The sequence below is a fragment of the Streptomyces sp. NPDC017529 genome, assembly GCF_044329785.1.
In the GTDB taxonomy this organism is placed as follows: domain Bacteria; phylum Actinomycetota; class Actinomycetes; order Streptomycetales; family Streptomycetaceae; genus Streptomyces.
Map to the genome: position 1 here is coordinate 351691 of NZ_JBIRJY010000002.1, position 22145 is coordinate 373835.

At 74.4% G+C, this 22145-nt stretch carries 18 protein-coding genes and 1 tRNA gene; 8 read left to right on the forward strand and 11 right to left on the reverse strand.

From position 1 onward, the window contains the following. Window positions 1-103 precede the first annotated feature (103 nt). A complete protein-coding gene (locus tag ACH4K4_RS05295; RefSeq protein ID WP_398164948.1) occupies window positions 104-4024 on the forward strand; it encodes a PAS domain-containing protein in 3921 nt (1306 codons plus the stop codon). A gap of 60 nt (window positions 4025-4084) precedes the next feature. Here ACH4K4_RS05295 and ACH4K4_RS05300 read toward each other — a convergent pair whose 3' ends face one another. Then, complete coding sequence (locus tag ACH4K4_RS05300; RefSeq protein ID WP_398164950.1) at window positions 4085-5740, reverse strand: long-chain fatty acid--CoA ligase; 1656 nt, start codon at window positions 5738-5740, stop codon at window positions 4085-4087. 135 nt (window positions 5741-5875) lie between these two features. On the opposite strand from ACH4K4_RS05300, the gene ACH4K4_RS05305 reads away from it, so the two are divergent. Then, window positions 5876-6715, forward strand: a complete 840-nt coding sequence (locus ACH4K4_RS05305; RefSeq protein ID WP_398164952.1) for an MOSC domain-containing protein — start codon at window positions 5876-5878, stop codon at window positions 6713-6715. Window positions 6716-6746: 31 nt separating this feature from the next. On the opposite strand, the gene ACH4K4_RS05310 is transcribed toward ACH4K4_RS05305, so the two are convergent. From ACH4K4_RS05310 to ACH4K4_RS05330, 5 genes are all read right to left on the reverse strand, one after another. Beyond that, the gene (locus tag ACH4K4_RS05310; RefSeq protein ID WP_398164953.1) at window positions 6747-7280 is read right to left on the reverse strand and encodes a SigE family RNA polymerase sigma factor; all 534 of its coding nucleotides are present in this window, start codon (window positions 7278-7280) and stop codon (window positions 6747-6749) included. A 176-nt stretch (window positions 7281-7456) separates the two neighbouring features. Beyond that, complete coding sequence (locus tag ACH4K4_RS05315; protein WP_398164955.1) at window positions 7457-8320, reverse strand: DUF1906 domain-containing protein; 864 nt, start codon at window positions 8318-8320, stop codon at window positions 7457-7459. Window positions 8321-8462: 142 nt separating this feature from the next. After that, window positions 8463-9629: a lipid-transfer protein gene (locus ACH4K4_RS05320; RefSeq protein ID WP_398164956.1), complete on the reverse strand. Its 1167-nt coding sequence runs from the start codon at window positions 9627-9629 to the stop codon at window positions 8463-8465. Further along, window positions 9626-10069, reverse strand: a complete 444-nt coding sequence (locus tag ACH4K4_RS05325; protein ID WP_398164957.1) for a MaoC family dehydratase — start codon at window positions 10067-10069, stop codon at window positions 9626-9628. Before ACH4K4_RS05325 ends, ACH4K4_RS05320 begins: the two co-directional genes overlap by 4 nt. Next, entirely contained in the window at window positions 10066-11040 is a 975-nt protein-coding gene (locus ACH4K4_RS05330; protein ID WP_398164958.1) for a bifunctional MaoC family dehydratase N-terminal/OB-fold nucleic acid binding domain-containing protein, read from the reverse strand. Before ACH4K4_RS05330 ends, ACH4K4_RS05325 begins: the two co-directional genes overlap by 4 nt. A gap of 126 nt (window positions 11041-11166) precedes the next feature. On the opposite strand from ACH4K4_RS05330, the gene ACH4K4_RS05335 reads away from it, so the two are divergent. Next, on the forward strand, window positions 11167-12012 hold the full coding sequence (locus ACH4K4_RS05335; protein WP_398164959.1) for a bifunctional DNA primase/polymerase: 846 nt from the start codon (window positions 11167-11169) through the stop codon (window positions 12010-12012). A 105-nt stretch (window positions 12013-12117) separates the two neighbouring features. Next, on the forward strand, window positions 12118-12756 hold the full coding sequence (locus ACH4K4_RS05340; protein WP_398164960.1) for a GNAT family N-acetyltransferase: 639 nt from the start codon (window positions 12118-12120) through the stop codon (window positions 12754-12756). 104 nt (window positions 12757-12860) lie between these two features. Here the strand turns inward: ACH4K4_RS05340 and ACH4K4_RS05345 are convergent. Together ACH4K4_RS05345 and ACH4K4_RS05350 are read right to left on the reverse strand one after the other, a co-directional pair. Further along, window positions 12861-12948: transfer RNA gene (locus ACH4K4_RS05345), tRNA-Ser, on the reverse strand. Between the two features lie 43 nt (window positions 12949-12991). Beyond that, window positions 12992-14584 carry a S1C family serine protease gene (locus tag ACH4K4_RS05350; protein ID WP_398164962.1) on the reverse strand — a complete coding sequence of 531 codons (1593 nt, stop codon included), beginning with the start codon at window positions 14582-14584 and terminating at the stop codon, window positions 12992-12994. Window positions 14585-14872: 288 nt separating this feature from the next. Between ACH4K4_RS05350 and ACH4K4_RS05355 the strand changes: the two genes are divergently transcribed. Together ACH4K4_RS05355 and ACH4K4_RS05360 are read left to right on the forward strand one after the other, a co-directional pair. Beyond that, complete coding sequence (locus tag ACH4K4_RS05355) at window positions 14873-15715, forward strand: glycerophosphodiester phosphodiesterase (protein WP_398164963.1); 843 nt, start codon at window positions 14873-14875, stop codon at window positions 15713-15715. A gap of 230 nt (window positions 15716-15945) precedes the next feature. Beyond that, window positions 15946-16512, forward strand: coding sequence for an ATP-binding protein (locus ACH4K4_RS05360; protein WP_398164964.1), 567 nt, complete (start codon window positions 15946-15948; stop codon window positions 16510-16512). Window positions 16513-16623: 111 nt separating this feature from the next. On the opposite strand, the gene ACH4K4_RS05365 is transcribed toward ACH4K4_RS05360, so the two are convergent. Further along, window positions 16624-16821 (reverse strand): hypothetical protein, encoded by a 198-nt coding sequence (locus ACH4K4_RS05365; RefSeq protein WP_398164965.1) that lies wholly within the window; start codon window positions 16819-16821, stop codon window positions 16624-16626. A gap of 64 nt (window positions 16822-16885) precedes the next feature. On the opposite strand from ACH4K4_RS05365, the gene ACH4K4_RS05370 reads away from it, so the two are divergent. After that, a complete protein-coding gene (locus ACH4K4_RS05370; protein WP_398164966.1) occupies window positions 16886-17854 on the forward strand; it encodes a DUF5926 family protein in 969 nt (322 codons plus the stop codon). Between the two features lie 336 nt (window positions 17855-18190). Here ACH4K4_RS05370 and ACH4K4_RS05375 read toward each other — a convergent pair whose 3' ends face one another. After that, on the reverse strand, window positions 18191-18502 hold the full coding sequence (locus ACH4K4_RS05375) for a hypothetical protein (RefSeq protein WP_398164967.1): 312 nt from the start codon (window positions 18500-18502) through the stop codon (window positions 18191-18193). Window positions 18503-19127: 625 nt separating this feature from the next. Continuing rightward, window positions 19128-19850: a bifunctional DNA primase/polymerase gene (locus ACH4K4_RS05380; RefSeq protein WP_398164969.1), complete on the reverse strand. Its 723-nt coding sequence runs from the start codon at window positions 19848-19850 to the stop codon at window positions 19128-19130. Between the two features lie 449 nt (window positions 19851-20299). On the opposite strand from ACH4K4_RS05380, the gene ACH4K4_RS05385 reads away from it, so the two are divergent. Beyond that, window positions 20300-22096: a PP2C family protein-serine/threonine phosphatase gene (locus tag ACH4K4_RS05385; RefSeq protein ID WP_398164971.1), complete on the forward strand. Its 1797-nt coding sequence runs from the start codon at window positions 20300-20302 to the stop codon at window positions 22094-22096. Window positions 22097-22145 lie beyond the last annotated feature (49 nt).

Sequence of the window (22145 nt, forward strand, 5' to 3'; positions counted from 1 at the left end):
CTCCGCGTCCACATCCGGTGCCCGTAGACTCCTTTCCAGTGACCCGCTGCGGACGTGGCGGCGGGCTCGGCAAGGTGCGGTAACTCAGGGAGGAAGCGTCGTCGTGAGCAGCAGGCCATCCCGAGGCGCTGCTCGCCTCGCAGCCATACTCGACGCCCTGCCCGACGCGTTGCTGCTGGTGAACTGCAACGGCACGGTCGTCAACGCCAACGCCATCGCCCTGGAGACCTTCGAGGCGCCGGGCACCGCCCTGGTGGGCCGCGGGCTGCTCGACCTGCTGCCGTCCTTCGACTCCAAGCGCATCCCCGGTTCGATGCGGCGCCACGACGAGCAGGAGCAGGGGCCGCGCACGAAGCCGACGCGGATGGTCGCGCGGCGCACCGACGGCAGCGAACTGCTGGTCGAGGTGACCAGCGCCAACCTGGAGGACGGCCGCACCCCGTACGAGTCCGCCTTCGAGGCCGCGTACGCCGACCACCGCAACGGCTACACCGGCGACGAGCTGCTGATGCTCGTCGTACGGGACCTGACCGGCACGCTCGACACCGAGACCGAGCTGGCCCGCCAGCAGCGGCAGACCGAGATGATCCTGCGCGCCGCGGCCGAGGGTGTGGTCGGCGTCGACTCCGACGGCAAGGTCGTCCTCGTCAACCCGTCCGCCGCGCAGATCCTGGGCTACCGGGCGAGCGAGCTGGGCGGCAAGGAGCTGCACCCGCTGATCCACCACTCGCGGGCGGACGGCACGCCGCTGCCCTGGGAGGAGACGCCGCTCGCCGACTCCCTGCGGTCCGGGCGCAAGCACCGGGTGCGGGGGCAGGCGCTGTGGGCCAAGGACGGGCGGTCGGTCCCGGTGGACCTGACGACCGCGCCGGTACGCGACGGCGACCAGCTCGTCGGCGCGGTGATGACGTTCACCGACCGGCGTCCGTACGACGCGCTGGCGGCGCGCCACTCGCAGCTGCTGGCCGTGCTGGACCAGTCGCTGCGCGGGCCGCTGGAGGAGCTGAAGGCCGAGCTGGGCACGCTCGCCGCCGACCCGGCCGGGCAGCTGTGGCCGGAGGCGAACCAGATCCTGCACCACCTGGCCGCCGGGTACGCGCGGATGACGACGCTGGTCGACAACGTGCTGAGCTACCAGCGGCTGGACGCGGGCGGTGAGCGCCTCGACCGGGCGAAGGTGTCGCTCGACGGGGTGGTGGCGGCCGGTGTCGAGGGCGCGATCGAGCTGATCGGCCCCGGGCGCGCGCAGTTCGCCGTGCACGCGCCGCCGATCGACGCCGAGGTGGACGCGGCCCGGCTCGCCCAGGCCCTGTCGCACCTGATCGCGGACGTGGCGGGCGTGGACGCCACGGGCAAGGCGGCGGGCGGCGCCGAGGACGGTACGGCCGCCGCTTCCGGGGACTCGACGATCGTGGTGGCCGCCGCGCAGCGCGGTGAGGTCGTACGGATCGAGGTGCGCGGCCCGTACGGCGGCGGCAACCCGGTCCACGCGCCCATCGTGCGCGGCATCGTGCGGCAGCACGGCGGTGTGCTCCAGACGCACCAGGTGCCGGGCGCGGGCGGCAGCGCGTACGTGCTCGAAGTGCCGGTCTCGGCCGGTGGCGCGCCGGTGGCCGGTGCCGCGGGCGCCGACCGGGCGCGCGAGGCGACGGGCAACGAGACGACCGTGATGCCGGTGCCCGCCGAGCGGGCCCGGGGGACGCAGACGCAGGGGGACGCCGGGGCACGCCCCGCCGGTGCCGGTGTGCGTGCGGCGGCCGGGGCCGGTGGGGCCGGTGCGCCGGACGGCGGTACGGACGGTGGCGCGGCCGAGGACACGCCGACCGGGCGCCGGCGTGCGCGCCGGGCGGACGTGCCGGCCCAGCAGCAGCCGGGCGGGGGCCCCGCCGCCGCGGCCGGTAACGGCAGCGGCCAGGTGCCCCGGGCCCGTAGTGAAGCGGATGCGCAGGGGCCGGGTTCCGGCGGCAGCGGCCCGGGCGGCGGGCGTCCGGGCGCGGAGCCGGGGGCCCCGGGCGCGTCCGGGATGCCGCAGGGCATGGCGGGGGCCGAGGTCGTACCGCCCGGTGGCCGGCGGCCGGACGTAGCGCAGGACGTACCGGAGAACGCCGCGCGGCCCGCGCTCCCGGCGCTCGCGAGCGCCGCGCAGGGGCAGGCCCCCCAGGGCCAGGTGCCGCCGTCCGGGCGGCGGGCGCGCCGGGCGCTGGCCGACACGGCCGAACGGCCGGTACCGGACCAGCAGCAGGCCCCGGCACCCCACCGGCACTCGGCCTTCGCGCTGCCGCCGGCGGCCGCCGACCAGCTTCCGCAGTCCCCCCTGCCCGCGCGGCCGACCGTGCCGGGACAGGCGTCGGGGCAGGCCGCGGACGCGCAGGAGAACACGGGTACGGGCCGCCGCCGGGCGCACCCGGGTACGGCGGAGGACGCGGGCGCGCACGACCCGGCCGCCCCCGAGGGCGGCTGGGGTCCCGAACCGACCGGACGGCGCCGCGCGCGGCGGGCCGCTGCCGAGGAGCGGGCGGCGGCCGCGATGGCCGACTCCGAGTCGACGGGCACGTTCGTGGCCGGGCCCGAGGGCCTGGTGGCACACCCTGCCGAGGGCGGGCCCACGGCAGGCGCCGAGGCCGCTCCGGCGGCCGCCGACGTGCCGCCCGCACCGACCGGTCGGCGGCGCGGCCGTCCCAGCCCGGTGGAGGCGGAGCAGGCCCGGCAGCCCGCCACCGGGCCCGCCGAAGCGGCCGGTACCGGCACGGCAGCCGACGGTCCCGGCGGCGCCCAGGGGCCCGCACAGGCCCCGGCAGCTCCCCGGCAGCCGCAGCCCGCGCCCGCTTCCCCCGAGGCGGCCGAGGACGACGACACGGCCGGCGGCCCCGCAGCGGGCCACTCCCACGGGCGCGCGTTCAGCGTGCGCACGCTCGGGCAGGGCGTGCCGTTCTCGCAGCAGCCGGCCGACCAGCAGCACCAGGCCGCACCCGGCAGCCAGGCCGCACCCGGGGGCCCGGCCGCCGGCACCCCCGCGGCCGGTTCGGGCCGCCGGCGCAAGCTGGCCCAGCCGCAGGAGGCGGAGCGTACGGCCGCGTCCGACGCGGCGCTCGCCGAGGCCCGCCCGCACCCGCAGCCCGGCGGCCACGCGCCCGGCCAGGCGCAACAGCAACCGCAGCAGCACCTGTTGAACAGCTCCGAGGGGCGCGCCTTCGCGGTCTCCGCGCCCGACGAGGGCAGCGAGGGCCCCGAGCCGCTGGACGGCCCGAACGGCGCCGTCGAGGTGACGGAGCACCCGCCGCAGCCGATGGACGACGAGCTGCCGCCGGAGCCGCTGGACAATCCGCGCCGGCTGCTGGTGTGGCCCGCCCCCGACGTCTCCACCCAGCAGGCGCTGAGCGACCGCGGCTACCGCCCGGTGATCGTCAACTCCCGTGAGGAGGTGGACGCGCAGATCGCCGCGTATCCGGCGGCGCTGTTCGTCGACCCGCTGACCGGGCCGATCACCCGTACCGCCCTCCAGTCGCTGCGTACGGCGGCGGTGGCGGCCGAGGTGCCGGTCCTGGTGACCGCGGGGCTCGGGCAGGCGACCCGGGAGGCCGCGTACGGCGCCGACCCGGCCGTGCTCCTGAAGGCGCTCGCCCCGCGCGACAGCGAACAGCACCCGCCGCGCGTCCTGCTGACCGAGGAGAACGACGCCGTCGCGGGCGCGCTGACGGCGTCGCTGGAGCGGCGCGGGATGCAGGTCGCGCGGGCCGCGACGGACGCGGACGCGGTCACGCTGGCCGCGCAGACCCCGCCGAACCTGGTGGTGATGGACCTGATGCAGGTGCGCCGCCGCCGGGCCGGGATCGTCGACTGGCTGCGCTCGAACGGCCTGCTCAACCGCACCCCGCTGGTCGTCTACACCTCGGCCGACCTGGACCCGGCCCAGCTGCCGCGGCTCGCGGCGGGCGAGACCGTGCTCTTCCTGGCGGAGCGCTCGACGAGCGCGGAGGTGCAGTCCCGGATCGTCGACCTGCTCGCCAAGATCGGTACGAACTGAGCGACCGGGAGGGGCCGCCCGCGCGGACAGCCCCTCCCGGATGTCCCCGCGCCGCCGGGCTCAGCCCACGCGCGTGACCGTCAGCTCCCCGTCCGCGTACTGCTTGCGCAGCACCTTCTTGTCGAACTTGCCGACGCTCGTCTTCGGTACGGCCGCCACCGCCGTCCACCGCTCCGGCAGCTGCCAGCGCGCCACCCGCTCGCCGAGGAAGGCCCGCAGCTCCTCGAACCCGGCGCTCGCGCCGTCCCGCAGGACCACGGCGGCCAGCGGGCGTTCGCCCCACTTGTCGTCCGGTACGGCCACCACGGCCGCCTCCGCGATCTCCGGGTGCGCCATCAGGTGGTTCTCCAGCTCCACCGAGGAGATCCACTCGCCGCCCGACTTGATGACGTCCTTGGCCCGGTCGGTCAGGGTCAGGTAGCCGTCCGGCGTGATGGTGCCGACGTCGCCGGTGCGCAGCCAGCCGTCGGGGCTGAACTTGTCCTCGGGGCGCAGGTCGGCGCCGTCCGCGCCGCCGTAGTACGCGCCCGCGATCCACGGCCCGCGCACCTCCAGCTCGCCCGCCGACTCCCCGTCCCACGGCAGGTGCTCGCCGCCGGGGCCGATCAGCCGGGCCTCCACGGAGGCCGGGAAGCGGCCCTGCGTCGCGCGGTAGGCCCACTCCTCCTCGCCGCGCACGCCGGCCGGCGGGTGCGAGACCGAGCCGAGCGGCGAGGTCTCGGTCATGCCCCAGGCGTGCACCACGCGCAGCCCGTGGCGCTCCTCGAAGGCGCGCATCAGGGTGGGGGGACACGCGGAACCGCCGATGACGACGTTGCGCAGCGACGTCACGTCGCGCTTGGTGGCGTCCAGCTCGCCGAGCAGGCCCTGCCAGATGGTGGGCACGGCGGCGGCGATGGTCGGCCGTACCGTCTCGATCATCTCGGCGAGCGGCGCGGGCTGCAGGAAGCGGTCCGGCATCAGCAGCGAGGCGCCCGCCATGAACGAGGCGTGCGGCAGGCCCCAGGCGTTGACGTGGAACATGGGCACCACGGGCAGCGCGATGTCCTGTGCGCCCAGTGCGAACGCCTCGGCGTTGTTGACCTGCATCGAGTGCAGGTAGAGCGAGCGGTGGCTGTAGGCCACGCCCTTGGGGTCGCCGGTCGTGCCGGAGGTGTAGCAGAGCGCGGCGGCCTGCCGCTCGTCGATCTCCGGCCAGTCGTAGCGCTGGGAGCGGCCGGCGAGCAGTTCCTCGTACTCGTGGACGTGTGCGCCGCTGCCTTCCAGTACGGAGCGGTCGCCGGCGCCGGAGACGACGACGTGCTCGACCGTGGGCAGATGCGGCAGCAGCGGCGCCAGCAGCGGCAGCAGGCTGCCGTTGACCAGGACGACCCGGTCCGCCGCGTGGTTGACGATCCACACCAGTTGTTCGACCGGCAGCCGCAGGTTGAGGGTGTGCAGCACCGCGCCCATGGAGGGAATGGCGAGGTACGCCTCCACGTGCTCGGCGTTGTTCCACATAAGGGTGGCGACACGTTCGTCGCCCCGGACGCCCAGTTCGTCGCGGAGCGCGTGGGCCAGCTGGGCGCAGCGCAGCCCCACGTCCCGGTAGGTGCGCCGGTGCGGTCCCGCCGCGTCCCCGGTCCACGTCACCACCTCGGCGGAGCCGTGCACCACCGCCCCGTGCTCAAGAATGCGGGTCACTGTCAGCGGTACGTCCTGCATCGTGCTCAGCACCGGGGGGCCTCCCGAAGGACCGGGTTACGCGCGGGTAGGGTTGCGCGCCGATTCTGTCGCCGTACCACGCGGTATGTCACCCCCGCACGGAGAAATCAGGAGTCTCGGACACTACGGTCGTGGCAGCCTGGAGGTATGGGGACGATGGTGGGAACGGTGACCACGCTGTGGCGGTATCCGGTGAAATCGCTGCTCGGCGAGGAGGTTCCGGACGCCGAGGCGGGCGCCGAGGGGCTGGCGGGGGACCGGGCGCTGGCACTGGTGCACCGCACATCGGGCCAGGTCGCAAGCGCCAAGAACCCGCGATTGTGGCGCGACTTGCTGAAGTTGCGCGCCGAGGTCATCGACGGCGCCGTACGCATCACGCTCCCCTCGGGACGGACCGTGCGCTCCACCGACGCGCACGTCGACAAGACGCTCTCCGCCCACCTCGGGCAGCCCGTCACCCTGACCGGCACGCCGCCCGAGGGCGCCACCCTGGAACGCTCCCGCCCCGAAGAGGTGCTGGACGCGGGGCCGGCGGCCGAGGTGGGCCAGGAGACGCTGGAGATCGGCTCGCAATCCCCCGCGGGCACCTTCTTCGACTTCGCCCCGCTGCACCTGATCACCCGCGCCACGCTGGACCGGATCACCGAACTCGGCCCGCGGGCCACCACCGTCGAGGCGGAGCGCTACCGCCCCAACATCGTCATCCGCACCGAGGCCGCCGGCTTCGTGGAGAACGACTGGCCGGGACGCGAACTGCGCATCGGCGACGACCTCACCCTCCGGGTCGTGGCCCGCACGCCGCGCTGCGCCGTGCCGACGCTGGAGCACGGCGGGCTGCCGCGCGACCCCGACGCGCTACGGGTGCCCGCACGGCACAACCGGGTGGTGCCGATGGAAGGGATGGGCCCGCAGCCGTGCGCGGGGGTGTACGCGCAGGTCGTACGGCCGGGACGGATCCGGCAGGGCGACGCGGTCCGGCTGCTGTGAGGCCCGCGCCGCGAGAGGCCGGCTCCGCGGCCTACGCCGCGACGGCCAGTTCCGGGTCCTCGCGGAGCTTGGCCAGGGCGCGGGAGACCGCGCTCTTGACCGTGCCGACCGAGACCCCCAGCACCTCCGCCGTCTGCGCCTCGCTCAGGTCCTCGTAGTACCGCAGCACGACCATGGCCCGCTGCCGCGCCGGCAGCCGCAGCACCGCCCGCCACATCGCGTCCCGCAGCACCTGGGCCTCGGCCGGGTCGGGCGCCGGCAGCGGGTCCGGCTCGGGTATCTCCTCGCAGGCGAACTCGTCGACCTTGCGCTTGCGCCACTGCGAGGTGCGGGTGTTCAGCAGGGCGCGGCGTACGTAGCCGTCCAGCGCCCGGTGGTCCTCGATCCGCTCCCACGCCACGAACGTCTTGGTCAGCGCGGTCTGCAGCAGGTCCTCCGCGTCGCTCGGGTTGGCGGTGAGCGAGCGGGCGGTCCGCAGCAGCACCGGCCCGCGGGCCCGTACGTACGAAGAGAACGACGGGAACACAGCGGCGCTGGAAGCGCTGGTGCACACTGGCGTGGTCATGCTCCAACGCTAGAAGCGTGGGGCACCACCACGGATCGCCCCCAGGTGCCGAAGCCCCCTCCCTCTCAAGTTGTACGGCTGGGGCTGTCCCCACCTCCTAAAGGCGGACGGCCGCCCCTCCCCGTCAGGGTCCCGTCCCGACTTACGGCCAGGCCGGGACCCCTGTCCTGAGGTTCCTACCGGATCACCGCGACCGGCGCGTCCACCTGGTTCCGGTCGATGACCAGCCGGTGCCCGCCGTGCGTCTCGGGGACGTTGCCCGCGTACTGGTGGATCCGGCGGTGCGGGCGCCACGCCTGGCTGGACAGCTCGGGCTCGCCGTACAGATTCGGCTTGGTGTGCCAGCGCGCGAACCACATCACCGACGGCAGGTCCCGGGTACCCGCCTGCCGCGCCCGCTCCATGTGCCGCACACCGGAGTCGGCGCTGCTGTAGAAGCCGGGCACATAGCCCTGGCCGGCGACCTCACGGTTCCAGGCGGTGATGTAGCTCAGCGTCCTGCCGGTGCAGGAAGCGCTGCCCAGGCTGTACGCCTCCATGTCCAGGTACAGCGCGCTGTCCGGGGCGATCCCCAGCGCCTGGGCCCGCCGCACCGCGTCCCGGCCCTCGCTCGCGCCCACCTGGGACGGGTTGCTGCCGATGGTGATCTTGCGCTTGTGCTTGTTGACGACGCAGGGCGCCTGCGAGCCGACGTAGAGCGGCAGCATCCGCCAGCCCGCGCGGTGGGCGGAGCGCACCCAGCCGGGGGTCAGGTTCGGCTGGTTGGGGCAGGCCCGGCCGCGGCCGCCGAAGTAGATGCCGATGCCGCGGTACTTGGAGTGCTTCCACGCTTGCAGGGTGCTCAGCGAAGGCGCCTTGCAGGTGTCGAACGCCCAGCCCTGGAACACGTTCGGGCCGCGCGGCCCGGTCCGGTCGGGTTCCGCTCCGGCGGCCGGGGCCAGGAGGGTGGCCAGCAGGCCGAGCAGGGCTGTGAGCAGGGCCGTGAGCAAGGCGGTGGGGCGCGGGGCGCTCCGTCGGATGATCTTCTTTGTCGATCCCATACCGGGAGTCAAAGACCGGTCAAGGGGCGCGGTCCGCCGGACACGCCCGCCGCCGCGCGCATTCAGCCGTCTGGGGGCCTCATCGCAGGGGCGTGCGAAACGGCTGGGCGGGCCGTGGACGCGCGGCTGCGGACACCGCCTCTCAACCGTCCGCGGTGAGCACCAGTCCGGACGTCGGTACGCCCGTACCGGCGGTGACCAGTACGCGGGCGGCCCCCGGCACCTGGTTGACGGAGCTGCCGCGCACCTGCCGCACCGCCTCCGCGATGCCGTTCATGCCGTGCAGGTACGCCTCGCCCAGCTGTCCGCCGTGCGTGTTGAGCGGCAGCACCCCCTCGGCCGTGAAATCCGCCGCCTCGCCCGGCCCGCAGAAGCCGAACTCCTCCAGCTGCATCAGCACGAACGGGGTGAAGTGGTCGTAGAGGATGCCGACGTCGATGTCCGCCGGCCGCAGCCCGCTCGTACGCCACAGCTGCCGCGCCACCACGGCCGACTCCGGCAGCCCGGTCAGGCCGTCCCGGTAGAAGCTGGTCATCTGCTCCTGGGCGCGGCCCGCGCCCTGCGCGGCGGCGGTGATCACCGCGGGCGCCTTCGGCAGGTCACGGGCCCGTTCGAGCGAGGTCACCACGAGGGCCTGCCCGCCGTCCGTCTCCTGGCAGCAGTCCAGCAGCCGCAGCGGCTCCACGATCCAGCGGGAGGCGGCGTGGTCGGCGAGGGTGATCGGCCTGCCGTGGAAGTACGCGGCGGGGTTGCGCGCCGCGTACCGCCGGCCTGCGACCGCGACCTGCCCGAACACGTCCGGGGTGAGCCCGTACGCGTACAGGTACCGCTGAGCGGCCATGGCGACCCAGGAGGCGGGGGTCAGCAGCCCGGCGGGCAGGTTCCAGCCGAGCGCCGCGCCCTCGGCGGACGGTTCGCGCCGCTGCACGCCGGAGCCGAAACGGCGGCCGGAGCGCTCGTTGAACGCCCGGTAGCAGACCACCACTTCGGCGATCCCGGACGCCACCGCGAGGGCCGCCTGCTGGACGGTCGCGCAGGCCGCGCCGCCGCCGTAGTGGACGCGGGAGAAGAAGGACAGCTCGCCGATGCCGGCCGCCTGGGCGACGGTGATCTCGGGGCTGGTGTCCATCGTGAAGGTGACCAGGCCGTCCACGTCGTCCGGTCCCAGGCCGGCGTCGTCGAGGGCGGCCCGTACGGCTTCGACGGCCAGCTTCAGTTCGCTGCGCCCCGAATCCTTGGAGAACTCGGTCGCCCCGATGCCGGCGATGGCGGCCCGGCCGCCGAGCGTGTCCGCGCGGCGCAGGCTCACGGCGTGGCCTCCCCGTACTCCGGGCCCCGCGGGCCTTCCGTGCCCGGCGGCCCCGGAAGGCCCGGCACGGTGACGGTGACGGCGCCGGTGACGTGGCGGCCGAGCCGGTTGGTGCCCACGACCCGCACCTGCGCCGTGCCGCCGGCCAGCGAGGTGACCGTCCCGGTCAGCTCCAGCTCGTCGCCCGGGTAGTTGGGGGCACCGAGGCGGATCGCGACCTTGCGCAGCACGGCATGCGGGCCGAAGTGGTCCGTGACGTAGCGGCCCACGAGGCCGTTCGTCGTCAGGATGTTCATGAAGACGTCCGGGGCGCCCTTCGCCCTGGCCGCCTCGGCGTCGTGGTGCACGTCCTGGTAGTCGCGGGAGGCGACCGCCCCGGCGACGATGAGGGTGCGGGTGACGGGGACGGTCAGCGGCGGCAGCTCGTCGCCGGTCCTCATGCCCGCCCCCCGCCGCCGTTGAAGACGGGCAGCACCAGGTCCTCGTCCACGGCGCGGAACTCCAGTCGTACGGGCATTCCGATGCGCACCTTCCCGGGCGGCACCCCGACGACGCCTGCCACCATCCGTACTCCTTCGGTGAGTTCGATCAGCCCGACCGCGTACGGCGGGTCGAAGGCCGGGAAGGGCGGGTGGTGCATCACGACGTACGAGAACACCGTGCCGGTACCGGCGGCCTCCACGGTGTCCCAGCCCGCGCCGCCGCAGCGGTTGCACCCCGGCAGCCAGGGGAAACGCAGCGTCGCGCAGTCCGTGCAGCGCTGGATGAGCAGCCGGTGCCCGGCGACCCCGGCCCAGAAACCGGCGTTGTCGCGGTTGACCACGGGCCGGGGACGCACGCCACCGGCCCTGTCCCGGGCCGCTGCCGTACGGCCCGCCGCCACCCCGTCCGGCCGCCTCGCGGGCGCGTACTTGAGGATCCGGAACCGGTGCGTCCCGGCCGGTTCGCCGTCCGCCCGTACGTCCATGCGCGTCGTGACGAAGTACCCGGTCCCCAGCTTCGTCGTCTTGCGCCGCGACACCGCCTCGATGACGGCGTCGAAGGTGATCCGGTCGCCGGGCCGCAGCGGGCGCAGGTACTCCTGCTCGCAGTCGGTCGCCACGACCGCGGTGCAACCGGCCCCGTCCAGCAGGGCGAACAGCGCGTCGTACGCGGCGGAGCGGCCCGGGTGGCCGGAGAGGCCGCCCATCGTCCACGCCTGCAACATCGTCGGCGGGGCGACGGCTCCGGGCCCCCGGTAAGCGGGGTTGGTGTCGCCCATGGCCTCGCACCAGTGGCGGATCATGGGCTCGTTGACGGGGTCCTTGCCCTCGCCCGCCGTCACGGCGGCCCGGCCCTCGAAGGCCTTCAGCCGTTCGTACAGCTCGTCGTGTCCCTCGTCCTCGCCGGCCACGCCCGCCGCCCCCTCCACGGTTGCCAGGGAAGGTTCCTGACTGTCCGTCAGGAGACGCGCGCTGTCAAGCGGCGAGCCCGCCCCACCTCGCCCGGGGCACCGGACCCTCTTCCTTAATTCGAACGCCCATACGAAAATAGCTCCATGGCCTCTCCCCACGCCACCGCCCTGACCCACGCCCTCGTAGCGGCCGGCCGCGGCCACTCCGTCATCCCGCTGACCCGCGCCAAACTGCCCGCCGTCCGCTCCCCGCACCACGCCGCCCCGGCCCCGTCCCCCTGCCACGGCGCCTGCGGCCGCCCCGGCCACGGCATCCACGACGCGACGCCGGACCCGCTCGCCGTGCGCCGCCTCTTCGCCGCCGCGCCCTGGGCCACCGCGTACGGCATCGCCTGCGGAGTGGCCCCGCACCACCTCATCGGCATCGACCTGGACACCAAACACGGCGCCGACGGCCTGACGGCACTGCGACTCCTCGCCGCCGGGCACCACTTCGCGCTGCCGCCCACCGTCACGGTCCGCACCCCCAGCGGCGGCCGCCACCTCTACTTCTCGGGCCCGCCCGCCCCGCCCGTACCGAACTCCGCCGGCCGCCTCGCCCCGGGAATCGACATCCGCGGCACCGGCGGCTACCTGGTCGGCCCCGGCTCCCTGACCTCCCGCGGCCGTTACCACCTCGTCCCCGGCACCCCGCGGACCCCCGCCCCGGCCCCGCCCGCGCTCCTCTCCCTCCTACACCGCCTGCCACCCACCTCTCACCAGCCCAAGCCGTCCCCCGCCCCTCCTCCTCACCCCGCCCCCGCCCTCCTCCGCTTCGTCCGCACCTCTCCCGACGGCCAGCGCAACGCCCGCCTCTTCTGGGCAGCCTGCCGCGCCTACGAGTCGGGCCTGGGCCAGGAGATGGCCACCGCCCTCACCACCGCCGCCCTCGACACGGGTCTCACCGAACGCGAAGCCCGCGCCACCATCGCCTCGGCCGCCCGCCGTTGACCCCGGCACCACCCGCCCCACAGAAACCGGATGCCCCTCCCCTCACCCGCCGAGTAATCTCCACTCAGCAGCTTCACCACTTACCTTTACGCGGGGGAGAGCTCGATGCTTCCGGAACTCGTCAGGACCTGGGTGGCCGGCTGGGCCGTGTCACGCCGCACGCCCCGACCGACCGAACAGCCATGGGGCCTGCACATCGAAGTGGGCCTGCCCCACCAGGCGGGCCGCCATGTACTGCCCGAACCGGACGAGCCCTCGGTACGCGCGGCCGCCACCACCGCGGTGACCGTGCCGCGCACCTGGCTCAAGGTGCCCCTGGAGCCGGACGTCGTCGAACCGTGGCTGCCCGAGGGCTGGGTGGTCGACAGGGCAGAGACCGGGCACCTCATGGCCGTGGACCTACGAACCGCGCACCGCCCGGCCCTCCCCGACGGCTACACCACCACCACGCAGACCCGCGAAGGCGTCACCTACGTACAGGTCCACGCCCCGACGGGCGAGCCCGCCGCAAAAGGCCAGGCGGCCGTCATCGGCCACGCCACGGTCATCGACCAGGTCAGCACCGAACCGGCCCACCGCCGCCGCGGCCTGGGCCGCCACGTCATGCACACCCTCACCGACCACGCCCTGGACGAAGGCTCCGCCCTCGGCATCCTGGGCGCCACCGACGAGGGCCGCGCCCTGTACGAATCCCTCGGCTGGAAGGCCCACGCCCCACTGGCGGCCTGCATCCACCGCCCGTGACCACCACCGGCCCGCCCGTGACCCGCAGCGGCCGACCCGGGAACGCCGAGAGGGGCACCCGGACGAACCGGGTGCCCCTCTCGGGCGCGGTATCAGCGCTTCGGCGGAGGCAGTGGGATTTGAACCCACGGTGAGGGGTTACCTCACGACAGTTTTCAAGACTGTTCCCTTAGGCCGCTCGGGCATACCTCCCCGCGGCACCGGTGGCCGGTGGCGCGGGGATCAGACTAGCGCGTCACTTGTCGCCCGTGCGCTGGCCCAGGGTCACCTGGGCGGTCTGCTCCTTGCCACCGCGCGTGAAGGTGAGCTTCACCTTGTCGCCCGGCTGGTGCTGGTAGATCGTGCTGATCAGGGTCGGGCCGCTGTCGACGATCGTGTCGTCCAGCTTGGTGATGACGTCGCCGGGCTTCAGGCCGGCCTTGTCGGCGGGGCCGTTCGGGGTGATCGCGGGCGAGCCGCCGATGCCGTCCTGGGCGATGGTCGCGCCGTCGCCCGTGTCGCGCATCAGAACCTGGGCGCCGATCTGGGGATAGACCGGCTGACCCTTCTTGATCAGGTCGTTCGCCACGCGCTTGGCCTGGTCGATCGGGATGGCGAAGCCCAGGCCGATGCTGCCGGACTGCTTGCTCTCGCCGCCGAAGCCACCGCCGTTGCCCGCCGACTGGATGGCCGAGTTGATCCCGATGACGCTGCCGGTGGCGTCCATCAGGGGGCCGCCGGAGTTGCCCGGGTTGATCGAGGCGTCCGTCTGGAGGGCGCTCATGTACGAGGGGCTGGCGCCGCCGCCGTCGCTGGAGGCGACCGGGCGGTTCTTGGCGCTGATGATGCCGGTCGTGACGGTGCCGGAGAGGCCGAAGGGCGCGCCGATGGCGATCGTCGCGTCGCCCACCTGGACGTTTGCCGACTTGCCGAGCGGCAGCGGTACGAGGTCGGCGTCGGCGGGGTTCTTGAGCTTGACGACGGCGACGTCGTAGCCCTGGGCCCGGCCGATGACCTCGGCGTCGTACTTCTTGCCGTTGGAGAACGTCGCGGTCAGCTTGCCGCCCTGGGCGGCGCTGGCGACGACGTGGTTGTTGGTGAGGATGTGGCCCTGCTTGTCGTAGACGAAGCCGGTGCCGGTGCCGCCTTCGCCGGTCGCGCCCTGTGCCTCGATCGTCACGACGCTCGGCAGCGCCTTCTGCGCTATCCCGGAGACGGAGGTGGGCTTGCGGTTGAGCGCCTCGGGGTCGCCGGAGGCGGAGACCGTGGTGGAGCTGGTGTCGTTCCGGTTGGCTGCCCAGAAGCCGATGCCGCCGCCGATGCCGCCGGCCACCAGCGCGGCCACGAGGACGGCCGCGATCAGGCCGCCGTTGCGCCGCTTCTTGGGCGCGGGCGCGCCCGGGGCGCCCCACACGTCGCCCGGACCGCCTCCGTATCCGGGCGGCGGGGGGCTGCCCCAGCCGCCGGCGGAGGCACCGTGCGCCGCCGTCGCGTACGGAGGCGGCGCGGCCTGGTGGGGCGCGCCCGTGCCGCCCGCGTGCGACTGGGCGGGGTCCGCCTGGTGCGGGTGCGCCGGCTGCTCGGGCTTCGTGAGCTGCGGGCCCGCCTGCCCGGCCGTCGGAGCGAACTCCGGCGGCGGGGGCGCGGACGGCGCGGAGCCGGCGGACGGCGGCGTGGCGGCGGGCGCGGAAGCGGGCGCCTGGGCCGCTTCCGGCTCGTCCGGCGCGCCCGGTGCGCCGGGGCCGTGCGGAGCCGGCGCACCGGACTCGGGTGCGCTGTCCGACGCCTGGGGCGCAGTCGGCGGCTGGGCCTCCGGCGGGACGGCGGCGCCCTCGTTCTCGGTGCTCACGGCTCTCTCCTCAGCTTCGCGACGGTGCCGGGCCACGGCCCGGCCTCCCCTTCAGGATGCGGGTTGGTGTTCAGGTTGCGGCGTCGGACCCTGGCGTACGGGCGAGGGACAGGTGGTACCGGTGACTGTCACGGGTGCAAGCCTTTCCCACCACGCGTCAGGGCGCCGTAAGCCAAGGCTGTGACTATCTCCCCATCCTTTATGCCGGGCGAAAACGACGTATCCGATCTTATGCGGATCAGGTGGGGCACAGGGCACCGGGCCCGCGAGCGATGGCACGATAACCCGGTGACCACCGCGCGCCCGCTCCGGGACGACACCCCGGGGCCTTCCCCTATTTCCGTCGTAGCCCATCGTGGCGCGTCCGAGGACGCACCGGAACACACTTTGGCCGCTTACCGCCGGGCGATCGAGGACGGTGCCGACGCACTGGAGTGCGACGTACGGCTCACCGCCGACGGCCACCTCGTCTGCGTACACGACCGCCGGGTCAACCGCACCTCCAACGGACGCGGCGCCGTCTCCGCCCTGGAGCTGGCCGATCTCACCGCCCTGGACTTCGGCTCCTGGAAGGAGGGCGAGGACGCGGCGGACGAGGCGCCGGACCGCCAGCACGAGGACCCGGAGCGCACGTCCGTCCTGACCCTGGAGCGGCTCCTCGAACTCGTCGCCGACGCGGGCCGCCGCGTCGAACTGGCCATCGAGACCAAGCACCCCACCCGCTGGGCCGGCCAGGTGGAGGAGCGGCTGGTCGCACTACTGGAGAGATTCGGCCACACCAAGGCGTCGGACGCGGGTCCGCCGCCGGTCCGGGTGATGAGTTTCTCGGCCCGGTCGCTGCACCGGGTACGGGCCGCGGCCCCCGACATCCCTGGTGTCTACCTCATGCAGTTCCTGACGCCGCGCCACCGCGACGGCCGGCTGCCGCCCGGTGTGGGCATCGCCGGGCCCGGCGTCCGGATCCTGCGCGCCCACCCCGAGTACGTCGCCAGGGCGCACCGCGCGGGCCACCAGGTGCACGTCTGGACCGTGAACGACGAGGCGGATGTCGACTTGTGTCAACGCCTGGGAGTGGACGCAATCATTACCAACCGCCCCAAACAGGTACGGACCCAACTGGGCCTGCCGTAGCGACTGTCACAGGGAGTGCTCCGGCGCATTCGACCCGTATTCGATCGTGACGAGTGCGTCACCGCACGGGTGTTGGCCGGTTTCCGGTCCAGGCCATTGGGGCATTCATCCCGTGGCGTGGGGCAAAGGAGGTCTCGGGGGTGGCGTTGATGGTGGCACAAGAGGTGCCGACGGCGTCGGTCATGGCCGTTCCCCATGGTCCGGCGGGGGTCGGTTCGGCCAGGCGACGCATGCGGGACGAACTGCTGGCAAGTGGGGTTCAGGACACAGTGGTCGACGACGCGGTGCTGATCCTCTCCGAACTGCTGAGCAACGCGTGCCGGCACGCCCGCCCGGTCCGCGCGCTGGGGACCCCGGGCGCCCGCGACGCGGCGCCGGACACGGTACGGGCGGCGTGGCGGATCGACGCGCACGGCCAGTTGACCATCTCGGTCACGGACGGCGGCGGCGCGACCCGGCCGCTTCCGGCCACTCCCTCGGTCACCGCCAAGGGCGGCCGCGGGCTCGCGATCATCCGGTCCCTCGCCAAGGAATGGGGCGTGCGGGACGCGGAGGACGAAGTGACCGTCTGGGCCCTGCTCACCTTGCACGGCCTCCGCGACACGTTCGCTACGCGCGTTGACCTACCGTCGGACCTGAGCGCCGAGCTGTCCGCCGGAATACGCGCGGGGCTGCCGAACGCCCTTGCCCCGGACCCCGCTTCCGGCCTGGCCCGGCCCGTGCGCACGCCGGAGCCCGCCGGGGAGCCGACCCTCATCGGCGAACCGGCCTTCGCGGACTTCGACGAGCCGGTGTAGCGGCGGCCCCGGGAGCACCGGCAGACGCCGTCGTACGGCCGCCCACCGGGCCTGCGGGCCCATGCGGCGCTTCCAGGCGCCCGCCCTCCTTCCGGGGGCACACAGGTCCGCCTACGCACGCGGCAGGGCGCCCGTGGCCCCGGCGCCGTACAGCAGCCGGCCGGTGCGGCGCCCCGGGCGTACGGCGGCGAGCGGGGCGGAGGACCACATCCGTTGGCCGGCGCGGTCGCGGGCGGTGGACGGCGCGTCCGGCCGCGGCGGCCGGGCGCCGCGGCCGAGGGCCGCAGCGCTCGGCGCGGTGCGGGGCACAGTCGTCTAGGCTCGCGCCGAAACGCGTCCGTACGCCCAGGATCGACCAGGAGAACGCCTCGCCATGGCCAAGAAGCGCCGTCCCCAGACCAAGGCCGCAGCACCGCAGATCAAGGACGGCGAGATCCCCGTCGTCGGGGCGCGCGAGCCCTGCCCCTGTGGCTCGGGCCGCCGCTACAAGGCGTGCCACGGCCGGACCGCGGCGCACGCCGCGACCGAGCTGGTCCACCGCCCCTTCGAGGGCCTCCAGGGCGAGTGCGACTGGGTGGCGCTGCGCGAGCTGGTGCCCGCCGCCACGGTCGAGTTGAAGCTCAAGGACGGGCTGCCCGAAGGCGTCCCCTCGGTGACGCTGGCGACCGTCCTGCCGATGGCCTGGCCCGCGTTGCGCCGCGACAACGGCGCCGTGCTGCTCGGCCTGCAGAACGACACCGCTTCGGGTGACCTCAGCCGCGACCTCGCCGACACCCTGCGGCGCGCGCTGGCCGCCGAGCCCGGCACCCCGGTCGCCGCCGAGCGCGCGGCCGCGGACGGCCCGCGCCTCCAGGACCTGCTGGACCCGGCCGCCCCCTTCGAGCCGCAGGTGCACACCGGCTTCGAGTTCTGGGTGGAGGACGCCGAGAACGCGACGGGCGAGGTCGCCGCCTCCCTGGAGCGGGCGAACGCCGCGGCCATCCCGACCGCGCGGCTGGCCGGCCTGGAGGGCGCCTACTGGTGCGAGACACCCGAGAAGAACCACCTGCGCTGGGTGATGGCCCACCCGGAGGAGAAGCTGCTGGACGCCCTGTCGCGGCTGCACGCGGCCGGTACGTCCGCGCTCGGCGAAGGCACCCGTCTGGTCGGTTCGTTCCGCGCCCACGGCCTGGTCGTGCCGGTCTGGGACCTGCCCTCCGGAATGGGCGCCGACGACGTGGCCAAGCCGGCCGCCGCCTTCGGGGAGCGGCTCGCCGCCGCGCTCGCCACGGACGCCCCGCTGACGCCGGAGGAGCGCCGGGCCCGCGGCGGCCTCACCAACCGTCAGGTGACGCTGAGCTGACCGCGGTCCGCGGGGCGCGGATCGGGGCGCCGGGCGTGACTCTGGTCACAACTCCTCGCACCGACCGGTAAATACGCGTCCGGAATTCCACGATCGAATTTGCGAACCGCGGATCTCTTGTTACGGTTCTAAAAGCCCGGTCGCTGGTGCATCCCCCGTCGCCAGCGACCGGGCGCTTCCATGCCCGCGTCCGGAGGACCGGCCGGGCACCGCGGGAAGGCCTGCCGCGCCCCGGGAGGGCGCCGCGAGGACACCGCCCCCGCCGCAGCGCCCACACCCCCGTACGGACACGTCACAGGCCCGTCGGCGCGCTCTCCCCGTGTCGCTTTCGTACCGTCATTGGTCCGAACCACTGGCATCCGGCGCCGCGTTGCTGCCGGAGCGCAGCAGCAGCCGCTCACCCCGCGCGTCGGCGACCTCCGCCACCGCCGTGTACGGCGCCTGCCTCCCGCCCGCCGTCGCCTGGCGCGGGGTTTCGCAGGTCCCGGGCTCGTCGCCGGCCGGCACGGCACAGTGCGCCTGTACGGTCCGGCCGTCCGGGCGCATGAGCGTGAGCACGGCGTACAGAGGCTCGCCGGAGGTGTTCCGGTAGTACGTACGCCCCCAGGTCCGACCGCCTTCGGAGAGAACACACGTCTGAGCTTCCACCCCTTCGGGTGAAGTCAGTTCAGGCCCGCAGCGGGCGGCACGACGGCCGTCTGCCGTGCCCTCCGGGCCGGTGGTGGCAGACGGCCCTCCAGGGCCCCTGTACGGGGCCGCTACGGGCCTTCCCGCACCCGGCCCGGCCGCCGGGCCGCCGTCCGCGCGCGGGCCCGGGCGTGCGGCCGGCGGGCCGGAAGGCGCCGCACCGCCCGGAATGCGCGCGTCCGCATGTGAAGCGGATGCGGAGCCGTCCGCCGCCGACCGCTCAGATTCGGCCGGACCCGCGGTCGCGGCGGCCAGCGGCAGCGCGATGGCGAGCGCGGCCGTGCTCACCAGCGCGATCATGCGGAGATTCGGCGCACGCTCCATGATTTCCACCTGCCGATGTCCGGGCGACGGGGCGACCGCCGGGTTGACCGCCGGATGGACGGTGCGCCGAACATATCGGGCCGGAACGGGCGTATGACGGGCCCAGACCCCCGTACCCCGTCCCCACGGGGCGGCTCACACCCGTACGAGTGAACCGCCCGCGCGTTCTTTTCACGGCGAGCGGTTCGGTGCGGAGCCGGGCGGACGCCGGCCGGGCGGCAAGCGGACGGGCGGCCCGTCCGCCGGAGCCCCGGCGGACGCTTCAGTACGCGAGCCGGCTGCCGCCGTCCGGCGCGCTGGTGCTCGCGGTGACCAGCGCGTCCACGATCGTGTCCACCTGCGGCAGCCAGGGCGCGGCCGGGCCGGTGCCCGGCGACCGCTCCCAGCGCACCTTGCCCGCGCCGACCTGGGACGGCGGCAGCACCACGTAGCCGCCCTCGCCGTGGAAGCGCAGCGAGCTGGGCACCCAGTCCCGGGAGTGCAGCAACTCGCCCAGCTCCGCGAGGGAGTACGGGGCGACCAGCAGCGACCAGCGGGTGGGTGTGGCGACGACCGGGCCGACCCGGACGCCGAAGTGGTCGAGGGCGGCCAGGGCCCGCGCGCCGGCGACGGCCGGCAGGCTGAGCGCGCAGGGTGCGCGGCCTCCGGTGGCCAGGAGGAGGGGCGCGGCGGGCCGGTTGCTCCACCACCAACGCACCATGCGGGCATCGGTGGTGGCCGCGAACAGGCCGGGGTCGAAGGGGTGCGCGCCGGGCACCACGCAGTCCGGGTCGGGACAACTGCACGGGCGGCTGCCGCGCTCGGCCTTCCCCGGCCGTCCGCCGGAGGCCTTGCCGCCCGCCTGTTTCCCACCGGTCCGCAGCCCGACGCCCGGGAGTACGGGCCACTGCCACTCGGTGGCGCAGTGGAGCGCCGCACCGAGCAGTGCCGACCTTCCGCCGCGCCGGAGCCGGAGCTTGCGTCGCCTTCCGAGGATCTCGCGCATGAGCGCTCGTTCCTTTCCGTTAACGCCGAGGGCTATGTCCATCGCACTACATGCCGGTTCATGCCGCTGCGTGGCGTTCCACGGCTCCTGTTTCGCGTACCGATAACGCCACGTGGATCACTGGTCACTGCTTGTAGGAGCAGCGCATCACGCCATACGCCGAGCGTGGAACGTGGCGGAGGGTGGCGCACGCATGGCGCTTGCTGTCCCGTGAAGCAGATCCGCCACTTGGGGGTGCGGTGCGGCGCGGTCGTCGCCGTGTTAGACGCCCGTGCCCGTCGGAGAGTTCCGGCGCGGCCCCAACTGGCCCGCACCTTTCCGAGTACGTACCCGCCATGGTGGTGATGACGCACTGTCGAACGCCGCCAGTCGACCTCAAATTGACGTTCGGGGGGATATTTTCCAGCCAACTTCCCCGTCCCGCTGACACCACAAACCCCACGGGGACAATGCTGGACATCGTGTCACCGGGGCGTGTACATGTGGAGGCATTGATAGCGGAGCAACATGACATGGGGGTTTGCGATGCTATTGAGAAAATTGAGCACTTACTCACATTTCCCAACGCCACTCAACAAACCGCCGCAATCTCTCTCAACAAGCGGCCTGACCTGGGGTCTCACCCGGCGCTACGTAAGCCGTCGGCCATGACCACCCCCCACGTTCCGAAAGTGGCTGGAATCGAACCAGCGCTTCCCGCCCCCACTCACACTGCCGAGTCCGCAACCGCAGCAGCCCCTGCGGACACCCCGCCCGAGGAACGCCCCGCGGCCGTCCAGGACCGGCTCGCCGGCTGGATCTCCGACCTCACCACCCTGCACGACCTCACCGAACAGCTGGCCCGTACCCGCACCCTCGAAGACGCGCTCCGGGAACTGCTGCGGGCCGGCGCCTCCCTCGTGGGCGCGCGGCGCGGACTGGTGGTCCTCGAACCGTGCGACGGGCTGGGGCCCGACACCACCATCGGCCTCGGAGTCGGCCGGGCGGACATCGGCCACATCGAGACCGTGCCCCGCAGCGCGCTGTCCTTCGGCCGGATCCTCGACGGCCTTCCGGAGACGGACGGCACCGACCCGGCCCGCGCCGAGGCCGAAGGACCCGCCGACGGCGGCCGCGCCGACGGCTCCGGCTGTGTCGCGCGCGGACGCGGCGACATCGCCCAGCCCGACATCCCCGGCCGGCCCGGCCTCGACCCCCGCCTGCGCGAGGTCGCCGCCCGCCTCGGGTACGCCGCCAGCTACGCCGTACCGCTGGACACCGACACCGCCGGCAGGTTCGGCGCCGCGGTCTGGCTCTACGACGAACCCGCCGAGCCCACCGAACGCCAGCGCCACCTCGTCGGCCTCTACCGCGCGTACGCCACCGAGCACCTCGCCCGCCTCCTCGAACTGCACCGGCAGCGGCAGGCCGTCGCCACGCTCCGCGAGGAACTGCTGCCCAGCCGGCTGCCGCGCGTCCCCGGCGTACGGCTCGCGGTACGGCACGGCTGCGGGCCGCTCGGCGGCGGCGACTGGTACGACGCGCTCCCGCTGCCGGACGGCGCGCTGGGCCTGGCGGTCGGGTCCGTCACCGGTACCGGGCCCGGCGCGGTGGCCGCCATGGGACGACTGCGCGCGTCGCTGCGGGCGTACGCGGTGATGGAGGGCGAGGATCCGGTCGCGGTCCTGTCCGACCTGGAACTGCTGCTGCGGCTGACCGAGCCGGCGCGCAGCGCGACGGCGCTGTTCGCCTTCGCCGAGGCACCGCAGGCCGGGACCGGGGGCGCGGGTCCTGGAGGCGCGGGTCCTGGAGGCGCGGGCCTCGGCGGCGCGGACACGCCCGCCGGGCCGCCGGGCACCGGCGCGTACGGGGCGATCGGCGGCGGTTCGGCCGCGCGCCGGATCGTGCTGGCCGGGGCCGGGCACTGCCCGCCGTTGATCATCGGTGACCGGCGTACCGAGTACGTGGAGACCACGCTGTCCGCGCCGCTGGGCATGCTGGCGTGCTGGGAGGCGCCGAGCGTGGAGCTGGCACCGGCGCCAGGAGAAACCCTTCTGCTGTACAGCGACGGGCTGCTGCGCCGCACCGGCGAGCCGATGGACCGCGCCTTCGCGCGGCTGCACAACGCCGCCGCCGGCGTCCCGCGGGCCGCACGCCACGACCCCGAGGCGCTGGCGGACCACCTGCTGCACACGCTGCTCCCGGGCGGGCTCGACGACCCGGATTCGCCCGAGGACGTGGTCCTGCTCGCGGCGTACTTCGAGTAGGCGGCGCGCTTCCCGGCGCGCGGACCGGCCGTACGGGCCCGCCCCGCAC

What these genes read in the sequence shown, in the direction of transcription:
- ACH4K4_RS05305 (WP_398164952.1), top strand. Translation starts at nt 5,876, where the DNA reads ATGGGGACGATGGTGGGAACGGTGACCACGCTGTGGCGGTATCCGGTG.
- ACH4K4_RS05310 (WP_398164953.1), bottom strand. Translation starts at nt 7,280, where the DNA reads ATGACCACGCCAGTGTGCACCAGCGCTTCCAGCGCCGCTGTGTTCCCG.
- ACH4K4_RS05315 (WP_398164955.1), bottom strand. Translation starts at nt 8,320, where the DNA reads ATGGGATCGACAAAGAAGATCATCCGACGGAGCGCCCCGCGCCCCACC.
- ACH4K4_RS05325 (WP_398164957.1), bottom strand. Translation starts at nt 10,069, where the DNA reads ATGAGGACCGGCGACGAGCTGCCGCCGCTGACCGTCCCCGTCACCCGC.
- ACH4K4_RS05335 (WP_398164959.1), top strand. Translation starts at nt 11,167, where the DNA reads ATGGCCTCTCCCCACGCCACCGCCCTGACCCACGCCCTCGTAGCGGCC.
- ACH4K4_RS05340 (WP_398164960.1), top strand. Translation starts at nt 12,118, where the DNA reads ATGCTTCCGGAACTCGTCAGGACCTGGGTGGCCGGCTGGGCCGTGTCA.
- ACH4K4_RS05360 (WP_398164964.1), top strand. Translation starts at nt 15,946, where the DNA reads ATGCGGGACGAACTGCTGGCAAGTGGGGTTCAGGACACAGTGGTCGAC.
- ACH4K4_RS05370 (WP_398164966.1), top strand. Translation starts at nt 16,886, where the DNA reads ATGGCCAAGAAGCGCCGTCCCCAGACCAAGGCCGCAGCACCGCAGATC.
- ACH4K4_RS05380 (WP_398164969.1), bottom strand. Translation starts at nt 19,850, where the DNA reads ATGCGCGAGATCCTCGGAAGGCGACGCAAGCTCCGGCTCCGGCGCGGC.
- ACH4K4_RS05385 (WP_398164971.1), top strand. Translation starts at nt 20,300, where the DNA reads ATGCTGGACATCGTGTCACCGGGGCGTGTACATGTGGAGGCATTGATA.